This window comes from Williamsia sp. M5A3_1d (genome assembly GCF_053345315.1).
Genome location: NZ_JBKEZX010000002.1, coordinates 111,370 through 124,778 on the forward strand (window position 1 = coordinate 111,370; position 13,409 = coordinate 124,778).

Sequence of the window (13,409 nt, forward strand, 5' to 3'; positions counted from 1 at the left end):
GACTGGGAGGCCGCCGTGGACGGAGTGTCCACGGCGGCGCCCGGACCGGACGATCTCAGTGTGCTCGCTAGCGCTTCAGGGCCCGGCGGGCCAGCGTGTTACCCAGCCACTGGCCGAGCTGCACCAGCACCACGAGCATCGTGATGACGACGACGGTCAGCTTCGCGTCGAACTGCTGATACCCGTACTGCTGGGCGAAGTCACCGAGTCCACCACCGCCGACGTACCCGGCCATAGCCGACATGTCGACGATCGCGACGAAGATGAACGTGTAGCCGAGGATGAGTGGCGCCAACCCCTCGGGCACGACAACCGTTGCGAGCGTGCGCAGCCGGCCCGTCCCCATCGCACGGGCGGCCTCCACCACACCGGGGTCGACCGACACCAGGTTCTGTTCCACCACGCGGCCGATCACGAACACGGCCATCACCGTCATAGGGAAGATCGCCGCCTCGGTGCCGATCCGGGTGCCCATCACCTCGCGAGTCACCGGCGCCATCGCGGTGATGAAGATGATGAACGGGATGGGGCGCACGATGTTCACCGCCACGTTGAGCACCGTGTAGACCACCGGGCTCGCGAGCAGGTTCGTCGGTCGTGTGGCGTAGAGCAGCGCGCCGAGGCCGAGCCCCAACACGCCGCCGATCACGAGCGTGAACCCCACGAGCTGGAAGGTCTCGATGACCGCGTCCCACAACACGGGCCGCAGTTCCGGGGTGATGATGTCTCCGAGGAACATGGTCAGACACCCACTTTCGTGTGTTCGATGACGTCGGTGACCGCGCGCAGACCGGCGACCGCGGCATCGATGTCGGCGTCGTCGCCCTGCAGTGCCACGGTGAACGCACCGAACGGACGTCGCGACAGCTCGACGATGCCGCCATAGACGATCGACGCCCCCACGCCGGCCTGCGCGAAGTGGTCGGCGACGTCCACCGTGCCGGCACCGTCGGCGCCGGAATCCCGGATGGCGACCGTCACGAACCGGCCGGTGTGTCGTTCTCGCAGCCGGGCGAGCGTCTCGTCGGACGGGACGTCGCCGACCGCACTGCGCACCAGCCGACGGGTGATCGCCGACTGCGGATGCGCGAACACGTCGTACACGTCTCCCTGCTCGATGAGTCTGCCGCCGTCGAGAACCGCGACCCGGTCGCAGATCTCGCGGATGACGTCCATCTCGTGGGTGATCACCACGATCGTGGTGCCCAGCTCACGGTTCACCCGACGCAGCAGCGACAGGATCTCCGACGTGGTGTCGGGGTCCAGTGCGCTGGTGGCCTCGTCGGCCAGCAGGATCTTCGGCGAGGTGGCCAGCGCCCGAGCGATCCCGACCCGCTGTTTCTGCCCGCCGGACAGCTGACGTGGGTACTGCTTCGCCTTGTCGGCGATACCCACGAACTCGAGGAGCTCTGTGACCCGCAGCGCCCGTTCGTCTTTCGCGACACCCGCTATGCGCAGCGGGAACTCGACGTTGCGCGCGACCGTACGAGAGGAGAACAGGTTGAACTGCTGGAACACCATGCCGATCTCGCGACGCACGCGTCGCAACTGCTGCTCGCCCGCGGTGCTGATGTCTTCACCGTCGACGATGACCTGGCCTGAGTCGGGTCGTTCGAGACCGTTGATGAGGCGCACCAGGGTGCTCTTGCCGGCGCCGGAGTAGCCGATGACGCCGGTGACGGTGCCGGCCGCGATGTCGAGGTCGACGCCGTCGACCGCTGCGGTGCCCGGAGTGTCGGACCGACCCAGGCGACGCCCCCCACCGAAACGGCGGGTGGCGCCCCGGAAAGAGATCGCGGCGGCGTTCGCGTGCTCAGCCACCGTTGCTGGCGACCTGCTTCTGCAGGTCGACGGTCAGCTGCTGCAACTCGGCGGGGTCGTTGTTCTTCAGAACCCCGTTGCCGCCCAACGACTTCTTGACCGCCGCCTCGACCTCGGGATCGTGGTAGATCGAGACCAGCTTCTTGTAGGTGGCGTTGTCCTTGTCCTGGTCGCGGGCGACGAAGACGTTGATGTACGGCTTGGCGATGTCGCTGTTCGGGTCGTCCTTGGCGATGATCTTGTCCTCGCCCAGCTTCGCCGAGGTCGCGTAGTTGTTGTTGACGATCGCACCGTCGACCGAGTCGAGGCTCTGCGCGGTCTGGGCGGCGTCGACGGCGGTGACCGTGACCTTCGACGCACCCTTGTCGATGTCGGCGATGGTCGAGAACCCGTTGCCACCGTTGCGGAGTGAGATGAGCCCGGCCTGCTGCAGGACGAGCAACCCACGGGCCTGGTTGGTGGGATCGTTGGGGATGACGACCGACCCGCCCTGCGGGATCTGGGACACCGATGTGTGCTTGGTCGAGTACAGCGGCAGCGGGTAGACCGCGGTGGCGCCGATCGGGACGAGCTTCTGGTTGTTCTTCTGGTTGTACGTCGCGAGGTAGAGCATGTGCTGGAACTCGTTGAGCTGCAGTTCGCCTTCGGCCAGCGCGGGGTTGGGCTGGTTGTAGTCGGTGAAGTTCACCAGGTCGACGGTGATGCCGTCATCGGCCGCCTTTTCCTTGAAGACGTTCCAGTAGCTCTCCGCGGCGTCGGCGACACCGATCTTCACGGTGTCGGAGTCCGAGTCGGACCCGCAGGCCGCCACACTCCCCACCACCGACACGGTCGCGAGCACCGCGACCGCCAACTTCTTCCAACCCGCTGTTCTCAGATGCACTGCCATGTCCTTCTCCACGCCGGGATCGCCGGCTCACGTGCGCGCCGATGATCGCGGCGCATGGAGATGGTAGGCACGAAGCGGACATCCAACCGGTCACAGATGCGTTGCCCGACAGTGCAACACGGATCTGACCAGCAGCAACACGGCGGGCGCAGGTTTCGATCCGTCGAATCGAAAGGGCAGAGCGTCCGGGCGTCGTCGACGCACACCCATTGCGACGGGCCGGGCGGTCGGTGATGCTGGGGCGATGACGATCCCTGCGTCCGACGGCTTCCGGCACCGGTTCGACGAGTTGCTCGACGAACACCGGACGATGCTGCACGACAGCCTGAACGGACTCACCGAGGACGAGGCGCGCCGGTCTCTCGTCCCGTCGGCCACCACCCCACTCGGCCTGCTCAAGCACGTGACCTTCGCCGAGCGCGTCTGGTTCGACCAGGACATCAGTGGCCGTTCGCGCGCGGAGATCGGCCTGCCCGAATCGGTCGAGGACTCCTGGGTGCTGGGTCCCGAGGACACCATCGCGACCATCCAAGCCGGTCACCGCGCAGCGTGCGATCACTCGAGAACTGTTGCCGCCGAACTCGACCTCGACACCGAGGTACGCGGCCGCACACCGCATCCGCTGTGGACGACGTACCTCCACCTGCTGCGCGAGCTCGCCCAGCACTGCGGGCACGCCGAGATCCTCCGCGAGCAGATCCTCGCCGCGCGGACCTGATCAGGAGACGACTGAGCCCCGACCGTCGTTGGTGACGATCGGGGCTCGGCCGTGGACGAGAGTCGGGCTACAGGCTCTTGTAGATCTCGCGCGCGAGTTCGGCGGTCTCCGACGGCGTCTTGCCGACCTTGACCCCCGCCGCCTCGAGGGCGTCCTTCTTGGCCTGGGCGGTGCCCGAGCTGCCGGACACGATGGCGCCGGCGTGGCCCATCGTCTTGCCTTCCGGCGCAGTGAATCCCGCGACATAGCCGACGACCGGCTTGGTGACGTTGGCCTTGATGTAGTCGGCGGCACGCTCCTCGGCGTCGCCACCGATCTCACCGATCATCACGATCACCTTGGTCTCGGGATCGGCCTCGAACGCCGCGATGGCGTCGATGTGGGTGGTCCCGATCACCGGGTCGCCGCCGATGCCGATGGCGGTGGAGAAACCGATGTCCCGCAGCTCGAACATCATCTGGTAGGTCAGCGTGCCCGACTTCGACACCAGACCGATCTCACCCTTGCCCGCGATGTTGGCGGGCGTGATGCCGACCAGCGATTCGCCGGGGGTGATGATGCCGGGACAGTTGGGCCCGATGATCCGGGTCTTCTCGCCCTTGGACTTGTTGTAGGCCCACGCGTAGGCGGAGTCCTGCACCGGGATGCCCTCGGTGATGACGACCAGCAGCGGGATCTCCGCGTCGATCGCCTCGATGATGGCGTCCTTGGCGAATTTCGGCGGCACGAAGGCGATGGAGACGTCGGCCCCGGTCTTCTCGATGGCCTCGGAGACCGAGCCGAACACGGGCAGTTCGACACCGCCATCATGGCTCACCGTGGTGCCGGCCTTGCGAGCGTTGACGCCACCGACGACCTGGGTGCCGGCTTTGAGCATCAGGGCGGTGTGCTTGGTGCCCTCGCCGCCGGTGATGCCCTGGACGATGACCTTGGAGTCCTTGGTCAGAAAAATCGACATGAGTCAGCAGTCCTTTACTTGCTCGCCAGTTCGGCGGCCTTGTCGGCGCCGGAATCCATGGTCTCGGCCAGCGTCACCAGCGGGTGGTCGGCGTCGGCGAGGATCGCTCGACCCTCCTCGACCTTGTTGCCGTCGAGGCGCACGACGAGCGGCTTGTTGGCGTCGTCGCCCAGCTTCTTCAACGCGCCGACGATGCCGTTGGCGACCGCGTCGCACGCGGTGATGCCACCGAAGACGTTGACGAACACGCTCTTGACCTGATCGTCGCCGAGGATGACGTCGAGACCGGCGGCCATCACCTCGGCCGAGGCACCGCCTCCGATGTCGAGGAAGTTGGCGGGCTTCACGCCGCCGTGCTTCTCACCGGCGTACGCGACGACGTCGAGGGTCGACATGACCAGCCCGGCGCCGTTGCCGATGATGCCGACCTGTCCGTCGAGCTTGACGTAGTTGAGGTCGTTCTCCTTGGCCTTCTGCTCCAACGGATCGGTCGCATCCTTGTCCTCGAACTCGGCGTGACCTTCCTGGCGGAAGTCGGCGTTCGCGTCGAGGGTGACCTTGCCGTCGAGCGCCAGGATCTGATCGTCCGGCGTACGAACCAACGGGTTCACCTCGACGAGGAGGGCGTCCTCGTTGATGAACACCTCCCACAGCTTCTGGATGGTGTTGGCCGCGGCGTCGAGGACCTCGGCGGGCAACTTCCCGGCCTCGGCGATCTCGCGGGCGAAGGCGAGATCGACGCCCTTGACGGCGTCGACGGGGATACGGGCGAGCGCGTCGGGGTTCTCCTCGGCGGTCACCTCGATCTCGACGCCACCCTCCACCGAGCACATCGCCAGGTAGGTGCGGTTGGTGCGGTCGAGCAGGAAGGAGATGTAGTACTCCTCCGCGATGTCGCTGGCCTCGGCCACGAGGAGCTTCTTGACGACGTGGCCCTTGATGTCGAGTCCCAGGATCGCCTCGGCGTTGGCGGTGGCCTCCGCGGCATCCTTCGAGTACTTCACGCCACCGGCCTTGCCGCGGCCGCCGACCTTGACCTGAGCCTTGACCATGACGGGCTTGCCGATCTCCTCGGCGATCTGCGTCGCCCCGGCCACCGTGTCGGTAACACGTCCGGCCGATGTGGGGACTTCGTGCTTGGCGAAGAGTTCCTTCGCCTGGTATTCGAACAGATCCATTCAGCTCACCATCTCTAGTGTTTGCCCGCTCCTGATAGTTGTTCTCCCGCGAGGATCGTCTGCGGTCGCGAGCCCCAACGGACTGTATCGCCGAGGTGTGAAGCGCTCGGGGACAGTCCCGACGCATGTGCCCCAGATCACTGACCCAGCGTAGGAGAGGTGCCGCACGAGCGATCGTTCGGGTCCGTTTCCTCCCGATTCCCCCTGGCCACCCGGTCTTGTGATGCAGCTCACATCGATGACGAACTGTTCGCGCGCGGTTGCACACGCTGCAATCATTTCGTTACCGTCTCCAAGGCACGTGGTCACGACCACATCCCCCCGCGGGGAACGCCAACGGAACTCAAACGGGGATCGTCGCCGAAAGGCGCAGCTCACGCCCAGTACCGAGAAATTTCGGTGGTGGCTGTGTGTCGAATTCGGAAGGTGCAGTCTTGGGAGTACGGGTGCGACCTGAGGAGATCACCTCGATCATCCCCATCGACTGGGATGACCTCGACGCCGAGTTCGCCGACCCGTCTCGAGCCGACGCCCACCCGTACACCGCGGCCTCCAACGCCCGCACCAACGAGCGGTACTCCCGTACCTCCGACGAGACCGACCGCCCTGTGCGCGACACCCCGCGCCGGCGCTCGCTGCCTGCCGAGGTCACCCAGGACATCCTGATCGCCGAGATCGAATTCGACGAGACGGCTCATCACCACCCGTTCTCGGTCACCGGCGCCCGACCTGACCACTTCGATCCGGCCGACGCCGAGCCCGCGCCCCAGCGCCTCCCGCAGACCCGCGCCCCGCGCTCGCGTGGCAAGCACCGCGTCGCCGCACCGCCCACCGCCCTCAAGGGCCGTGCCGCACTCCTCGCCGTCGCCGCCGGAGCGGCCGTGGTCGCCGTCAGCGGACAGATCGACACCGGATCGACCACCGAGGCGCCGCAGAAGGCCCAACCCGCCGCAGGTTCGGTGAACCGGGCCGCCGCGGTCACCCCTCTCGACCCGTCGGTCACCGGCGACGCGGCCGTCGCACCCGGCGCCGCGCCCACCGATCTCCACGACTTCACCGACCAGCTCGCCACCGGCGACAAGATGGCGCGCGACGCCAAGGCCGCCGACGCGGCCTCACGCACCCCGCTCTACGCCTCGCCGGTCGACATGGGGCTCTACCAGTTCACCTCGGGCTTCGCCTACCGCTGGGGCGCCTTCCACGGCGGCATCGACTTCGCCGCCCCGCTGGGCACCCCGATCCACTCCGCCACCGACGGTGTCGTGGTGGAGGCCGGACCGGCGTCGGGCTTCGGCAACTGGATCCAGGTGAAGGCGGCCGACGGCAGCATCTTCATGTACGGCCACATGGCGTCGAGCGGAGTGCTCGTGACCAAGGGCGAGAAGGTGATGGCCGGCCAGGTGATCGCACGCGTCGGCAACGAGGGGTTCTCCACCGGTCCGCACGTGCACGTGGAGCGGTGGGTGAACGGCATGAAGGTCGATCCGATGCCCTGGTTCCCCGAGCACGGCGTGCCGCTGTCGAACTACACCGGATAGCGCACCCGCCCCACCCCGTTCAGCTCTACAGCTTGCCCGCCTCAGCCCTCACAGTTTGTCGACGGGCAGGCCGCCCAGTGACATCAGCGTGATACGACCGCTGCTGCCGAAATCGAACGTCACCCGCTCGGTGGCCCCCGAACCCTCTTTCGCCACCACCTTGCCCATGCCGTATTTCGCATGGTTCACGCGGTCGCCGACGACCACCGACACCTGGTTGTTGCGTCCCCGCGTGGGACTCGCCGAATACGAGCTGCGACCGCGGGCCGAACTGCGCTCACCGTTGCCGTTGCCGTTACCCCCGGAGCGGAACGAATCGGAGCCGAAGAAGCCGCCGGAGCTGCCGAACGACCGCTCGCGACGTCGGGGCTCGGTGCGGCGCCAGTCGATGAGATGCTGCGGGATCTCCTGCAGGAACCGCGACTCCGGGTTCGAGACCGGCTGGCCCCACGCCGACCGCACCATCGACCGGGTGACGTAGAGCCGTTTGCGGGCGCGCGTGATGCCGACATAGGCCAGCCGCCGCTCCTCACTGAGCTCGGCAGGGTCGCCGAGGGCACGCATGTGCGGGAACTGGCCGTCCTCCCAGCCGGTGACGAACACGACCGGGAACTCCAGTCCCTTCGCGGTGTGCAGCGTCATCATCGTCACCATGCCCGCGGCGCTGTCGGGCACCTGATCGGCGTCGGCGACCAGCGACACCCGCTCGAGGAACGCCGCGAGCGAACCCGGCTCGGGGAGCCCCTCCTCGGGGTCGGGACGGTCGGCGGGATCGAGGGCGGCCGCGTCGGCACTGAATTCCCTTGCCACCGAGATCAACTCGTTCACGTTGTCGAGACGCGCCCCGTCCTGCGGATCGCTCGACCCCTCCAACTCGTCGCGATACCCCGAACGGTGGGCGATGGCCTCGACGAGTTCACCGATGTCGGCACTCTCCGAGCCGGCGTCGATGGTGGTGGTGTCGGCGTCGGGGGTGTCGGACTCGCCGAACACCGCGAGGAAATCGTTGCGCAGCCCCTCGATGAGATCGACGAAACCCGAGATCTGTTTCACAGCACGACTGTTGAGCAGCGGCACGTTGCCTGCGGCGGCGTCGATCAGCGCTTGATAGAAGCTGACGCCGGCGTTCTCGGAGTACACCGCGACACACGCCTGCGCGCGGTCGCCGATGGCACGCTTGGGGGTGTTGACGATGCGCCGCAGGCTCACGGTGTCATCGGGGTTGGCGACCACCCGCAGATACGCGACGATGTCGCGGACCTCCTTGCGCTCGTAGAACCGCACGCCGCCGACGACCTTGTAGGCGATACCGAGGCGGATGAAGATGTCCTCCAACGATCGCGACCCGGTGTTCGTCCGATAGAACACCGCGACGTCAGAGTAGGTGAACTCGCCACTGTCGCAGAGGGAATCGATCTCGCGGGCGATGAACGACGCCTCGTCGTGCTCGTTGTCGGCGACGTAGCCCGCGATGAGCTCGCCCTCGCCGGCGTCGGTCCACAGCTTCTTCTCGCGCCGATTGGGGTTGCGCGCGATCACCGCGTTCGCTGCAGAGAGGATCGTCTGCGTGGAGCGGTAGTTCTGTTCCAGCAGCACGGTCTCGGTGTCGGGGAAGTCGCGTTCGAATTCCTCGATGTTGCGGATCGTCGCACCGCGGAACGCGTAGATCGACTGATCGGCGTCACCGACCACGCACAGCTCCGACGGGGTCACCGCTCCCTCGCCGGTGCCCACCAGCTCGCGCACCAGCACGTACTGGGCGTGGTTGGTGTCCTGGTACTCGTCGACCAACACGTGGCGGAAGCGGCGACGGTAGTATTCGGCGACCTCGGGGTGATTCTGCAGCAGCGCAACGGTTTCGCCGATCAGGTCGTCGAAGTCGAAGGCGTTGGCCGCACGCAGACGTGCCTGATAACGGGTGTAGATGTCGGCGAGCGTGGTCGCGGTGTCGTCATCGGCCTCGGCTGCGGTCGCCACCGCCGACTCGGGACTGATCAACTCGTTCTTCAGGTTCGAGATGTGGATGCCCGAACCGCGCGGGCTGAACTTCTTCGGGTCGAGATCGAGATCGCGGACGATCATCGCCAGCAGCCGTTTGGAATCGTCGGCGTCGTAGATGGAGAAGTTCGAGTTGCGGCTCTCGATGAGCGCGGCCTGCGCGCGCAGGATCCGGACGCAGGTCGAGTGGAAGGTCGACACCCACATGCGGTTCGCGCGAGGGCCGACGAGCTCGATCACCCGCTCCCGCATCTCGGCGGCGGCCTTGTTGGTGAAGGTGATGGCGAGGACCTCGCCGGGCGAGACGTCGCGCTGCGCCAGCAGGTACGCGATACGTCGTGTGAGCACGGAAGTCTTGCCCGACCCGGCGCCCGCGACGATCAGCAGGGGGCCGCCGGTGTGCATCACGGCGGCGCGCTGCTGGGGGTTGAGGCCTTCCAGCAGCTCGCGGGCCCGATCGGTGAGGGCGTCGCCCGACATCCCGGAGACAGCGGGATCGCCCCTGGTGAGGCCGGGAAGAGAGGGCTGCGGTGGGGGTGTCATCAGGGCAAGAGCTTACCCGCGTGGTCGGACACGATGCCCGCGCCATGCGCACAGGTGTTCTAGTCGCTCAGCGAGCGGCCCGCCACCAATCAGCGGATGAGCGCGGGGTCGTAGACCTCGCCGACCACACCGGCGGCAAGATGTAGCGCCAGTCCGGGCGTGCGGGGACGCACCGAGACCGTCGTCCCGGTGCCCGAGGCCTGCACCCACAGTCCGTGCAGTCCCGCCTCGACCGGCGCGATCACCGGGGTGCTGTCGCCGATCCGTACCTCGACCTCGCCGCCGGCGTTCGCGCAGTAGGCGAACTGCACCGTCCATCGCCACCGGATGAGCGGACCGTCGAGCGGGATGGTGGTCGGTCCGGTGACCTCGGGGCGGTCGCAGGCACCCGCACCGGCGGCGAACACCCGCGCCCTGGTCACCGCCCCCGGCGTGATGGTCCCCTTCGGGCTCAGCACGCGCAGATCGCCCGTCCAGTCGCCGAACTCGGGTCGCTTCGACAGGCCGGCGAACACGTTCCCGACGAGGTTGTCGGGGTAGGCGACCGGGGTCAGCACCTCCAGCGGCACGGATTGCTGGAACATCGGGGTGTCGGCCGACGCGGCCAACGACGCCTTCGCGGTCGCGACGTAGTCGCCGGTGGGGTCGTGTGACCACGACGCGGCGAACGTCACCGTCGAGACCACCGATCCGATCGCCGAGAACGCGACGACCACCGCTCCCACCACCCGGACCCGACGGGTCGCCTCACCGCCCGCACGCGGAGGCGCGGCGATGATGAGCGCTGCCGCCGCGACGAGCACGACGGCGGTGTCGGGGAGGTAGCGCAGGGTCTGCGACAACTCGAGCGCGGTGGTGGTGGCGCTGCGGTTCCAGCTGACCAGCCCCTGGGCCACCACGATGTAGACGGCCGCGCAGGCCATCACCGCGACCGCGCCACGACGCGCACGGATCGCCGCGACGACCGCCCCGACGACGATGAGCCAGCCGATGATCTGCAGTCCGACGGTGGGTGTGCCGAAGGGCGGGCTGGGAATCCACCGATCCCACGTCCAGGGTCCGCCCGCGATGGCGGGCACGATGCCCTGTGACACCGACCGCCACACGAGCGCGGCGGTCTGTCGCAGCGAGTGTTCGCCCGCGGTCGGACGACCGATCACCGCGAAGCCGACGGCCCACATCACGGCCACCACCGCCAGCGAGACCCACAGACCGCGCGCCCGTCGCCACACCACCGGCAATGCGCGGGTCGGCTCTCCCGGATCGCGCGCGAGCTGGGTCATCCGCACGCCGAGCACGGCGACGGCGAAGGCGACCGGCAGGATCAGCGCCGACTTCTCGAAGAACGCGAGTCCGAGCGCGAACACCACCGTCGACCGGACGACGATCGTCCGAACCATGATCGTCGGAGGGCGAGGACCGCGTGCCGTGGTCGTGCCCCGATCGCGCGTGAGGAGCACGGCGTCGGTGACCACCCATGCCATCGCCGCCTGCATCGGCAGACTGTTGAGACCCGATGCCCACCATGCGAACGACGGGACGGCCATCGGCGTCAGCAGATAGAACGCGAGAGCGACCAGTGCGGCGGGTCGTCTCCCTGCGATGACGACGACCATCCGCGCCACCGACGCCGACGCCACGAGCTGCCCGACGAGCAGTGTCGCCGCGGCCACCGGCCAGCTCAACGGGGCCACGGCGGTGACGATGTCTCTCACGGCCATCGCGGCCGGCATCAGGTGGCCGTCGTGGTCGTCGAACAGCAGAGACGGCGCAAAGAACCCGCCGGCGCCCGCGCGCGAGGTCAGGATCAGGTCGTCCCAGTAGAAGTCGCCCCGCACCACCACATAACCGCGCAGCAGCAGGTGGACACCCAGCACCACCCCGAGGGCGACGAGCAGTCCGCGACCCGAACGCACCGGTGACCCCTCGACGGGCACGCCGACCGGACGGGCCGGGGTCGTACGGGTCGGGTGCGCCATCGCTCATTGGTACCAGTCGCCCACCCCGGGATCGGCGGACACACATGGCAAGATCGGTCGGATGAACGCCTCCGACGATGCGGCCGGCTCGCCGATCGACCTGAGCGGCTACGGACTCTCGTCCGACGTCGACGACCTCCCCGACGAGATCGAGGATCTGCGACGCGAGATCGACCGGCTCGACGCGATCATCCTCGGCGCCATCAAACGCCGCACGGCCATCTCGAAGAAGGTCGGACGCACCCGCATGGCGTCGGGCGGTCCGCGGCTGGTGCACAGCCGTGAGATGAAGGTCCTCCAGCGGTTCTCCGAACTCGGCCAGGAGGGTCACACCCTCGCGATGATGCTGCTGCGTCTCGGCCGCGGGCCCCTGGGCCGGTGACCGGGCGAACGTCCGGCGAGAACATCCTCCTCGTCCACTGGCACGATCTCGGACGCCACCTCGCCTGCTACGGGGCGACGGGCGTACACAGCCCGGTGCTCGACCGACTCGCCGCCGACGGAATCCGTCTCACCGACGCGCACGCCGCGGCGCCGCTGTGCTCGCCGGCGCGCGGAGCCCTGTTCACCGGCCGGTATCCGCATTCGACCGGGCTGGTCGGCCTCGCCCACCACGGGTTCGAGTACCACGACGACGTCGCCACCCTGCCCGCGATCCTCGGCCGCGCCGGCTGGGCCACCGCCCTGTTCGGGATGCAGCACGAGAGCAGCGACCCGGCCCGACTCGGTTTCGACACCGTCGACGTCTCGGACTCCCTGTGCGACTACGTCGTCGACCGATCTTCGCAGTGGCTCACCGAGCACGGCAGCGAGTCGCCGTTCCTGCTGACGGCCGGGTTCTTCGAGACCCACCGGCCCTACCCGGCCGACGAGTACCCGCCGGCCGATCCGGCGACCATCACCGTGCCCGGGTTCCTCCCCGACGCGTGGCCGGTCCGTGAGGACCTCGCCGGCCTCCACGGTTCGATCGCCGCCGCCGACGCCGCGGTCGGACGACTCCTCGACACCCTCGCCGACCTCGGACTCGACGCGACCACGTGGGTCGTGTTCATCACCGATCACGGCGTGGCCTTCCCCAGGGCCAAGTCGACGCTGTACGCCGAGGGCACCGGCGTCGCGTGCATCATCCGACCGCCGACCGGGCGACACATCGCCCCCGCGGTCTACGACGACCTTTTCAGCGGCGTCGACCTGAGTCCCACAATCCTCGACCTCCTCGGCCTCGACGTGCCCGACGACATGGAGGGCTTCTCCCACGCGGCCGAACTGATCAGCGCGGCAGGGACTTCGACCGTGCGCACCGAGGTGTTCACCGAGAAGACCTACCACGACAACTTCGACCCGATCCGCGCCGTGCGGACCCGGGATTACAGCTACATCGAGAACTACGCCCGCCGACCGGCGCTGAGTCTGCCGCTCGACATCCTCGACAGTCCGTCGGCGATGGCGCTCGACGGTTCGCAGGATCTGCCGCGCCCCGAGCGCGAACTCTACGATCTTCGCGCTGACCCGCTCGAACGGGTGAACCTCGTCGACGACCCCGCGTACGCCGAGGTCGTCGCAGACCTCGCCGCGCGACTGGCGCGCTGGCGGTCGGACACCGGTGACGACCTCCCCGAGGAATCGGTCGGCAATGCCATCGCGACCGAGTTCATGCGCGCACACCATCGTCAGCTGCAGTCCGAGGCCGCCCGCCAGGACCGGCGGACGCTCCCCTCCCGCCGTCCCCGCGGCGAGCAGCGCGAACTGCGTTCGACGGAGTAGCCCCACCCGCTCGAGTGCACGAT

The 13,409-nt window shown here is 68.0% G+C and carries 11 protein-coding genes; 4 read left to right on the forward strand and 7 right to left on the reverse strand.

The genetic code is table 11. The features are described 5' to 3' along the window. Positions 1 to 67: 67 nt before the first annotated feature. The 3 genes from ACLBW1_RS08105 to ACLBW1_RS08115 are packed head-to-tail and all read right to left on the reverse strand — an operon-like array spanning position 68 to position 2,710. On the reverse strand, positions 68 to 739 hold the full coding sequence (locus ACLBW1_RS08105; protein WP_447811320.1) for a methionine ABC transporter permease: 672 nt from the start codon (positions 737 to 739) through the stop codon (positions 68 to 70). A 2-nt stretch (positions 740 to 741) separates the two neighbouring features. Continuing rightward, complete coding sequence (locus tag ACLBW1_RS08110; RefSeq protein WP_447811322.1) at positions 742 to 1,821, reverse strand: methionine ABC transporter ATP-binding protein; 1,080 nt, start codon at positions 1,819 to 1,821, stop codon at positions 742 to 744. Beyond that, positions 1,814 to 2,710 carry a MetQ/NlpA family ABC transporter substrate-binding protein gene (locus ACLBW1_RS08115; protein ID WP_447811323.1) on the reverse strand — a complete coding sequence of 299 codons (897 nt, stop codon included), beginning with the start codon at positions 2,708 to 2,710 and terminating at the stop codon, positions 1,814 to 1,816. The genes ACLBW1_RS08110 and ACLBW1_RS08115 overlap by 8 nt, the downstream gene beginning before the upstream one ends. A 244-nt stretch (positions 2,711 to 2,954) precedes the next feature. On the opposite strand from ACLBW1_RS08115, the gene ACLBW1_RS08120 reads away from it, so the two are divergent. Beyond that, positions 2,955 to 3,428: a DinB family protein gene (locus ACLBW1_RS08120; protein ID WP_447811324.1), complete on the forward strand. Its 474-nt coding sequence runs from the start codon at positions 2,955 to 2,957 to the stop codon at positions 3,426 to 3,428. Positions 3,429 to 3,495: 67 nt separating this feature from the next. On the opposite strand, the gene sucD is transcribed toward ACLBW1_RS08120, so the two are convergent. Further along, positions 3,496 to 4,386 carry a succinate--CoA ligase subunit alpha gene (gene sucD, locus ACLBW1_RS08125; protein WP_447811326.1) on the reverse strand — a complete coding sequence of 297 codons (891 nt, stop codon included), beginning with the start codon at positions 4,384 to 4,386 and terminating at the stop codon, positions 3,496 to 3,498. Positions 4,387 to 4,400: 14 nt separating this feature from the next. Then, positions 4,401 to 5,564, reverse strand: a complete 1,164-nt coding sequence (gene sucC / locus ACLBW1_RS08130) for an ADP-forming succinate--CoA ligase subunit beta (protein WP_447811327.1) — start codon at positions 5,562 to 5,564, stop codon at positions 4,401 to 4,403. A 434-nt stretch (positions 5,565 to 5,998) separates the two neighbouring features. On the opposite strand from sucC, the gene ACLBW1_RS08135 reads away from it, so the two are divergent. Beyond that, positions 5,999 to 7,102, forward strand: a complete 1,104-nt coding sequence (locus ACLBW1_RS08135; protein WP_447811328.1) for a M23 family metallopeptidase — start codon at positions 5,999 to 6,001, stop codon at positions 7,100 to 7,102. Positions 7,103 to 7,150: 48 nt separating this feature from the next. Here ACLBW1_RS08135 and ACLBW1_RS08140 read toward each other — a convergent pair whose 3' ends face one another. Both ACLBW1_RS08140 and ACLBW1_RS08145 read right to left on the reverse strand, forming a co-directional pair. Further along, a complete protein-coding gene (locus ACLBW1_RS08140) occupies positions 7,151 to 9,643 on the reverse strand; it encodes a UvrD-helicase domain-containing protein (protein WP_447811329.1) in 2,493 nt (830 codons plus the stop codon). An 89-nt stretch (positions 9,644 to 9,732) separates the two neighbouring features. Then, positions 9,733 to 11,622, reverse strand: a complete 1,890-nt coding sequence (locus ACLBW1_RS08145) for a hypothetical protein (protein ID WP_447811330.1) — start codon at positions 11,620 to 11,622, stop codon at positions 9,733 to 9,735. A gap of 61 nt (positions 11,623 to 11,683) precedes the next feature. Here ACLBW1_RS08145 and ACLBW1_RS08150 point away from each other — a divergent pair, with 61 nt between their 5' ends. Together ACLBW1_RS08150 and ACLBW1_RS08155 are read left to right on the forward strand one after the other, a co-directional pair. Then, positions 11,684 to 12,004: a chorismate mutase gene (locus ACLBW1_RS08150; RefSeq protein WP_447811331.1), complete on the forward strand. Its 321-nt coding sequence runs from the start codon at positions 11,684 to 11,686 to the stop codon at positions 12,002 to 12,004. After that, positions 12,001 to 13,386, forward strand: coding sequence for a sulfatase family protein (locus ACLBW1_RS08155; protein ID WP_447811332.1), 1,386 nt, complete (start codon positions 12,001 to 12,003; stop codon positions 13,384 to 13,386). Before ACLBW1_RS08150 ends, ACLBW1_RS08155 begins: the two co-directional genes overlap by 4 nt. Positions 13,387 to 13,409: the final 23 nt, after the last annotated feature.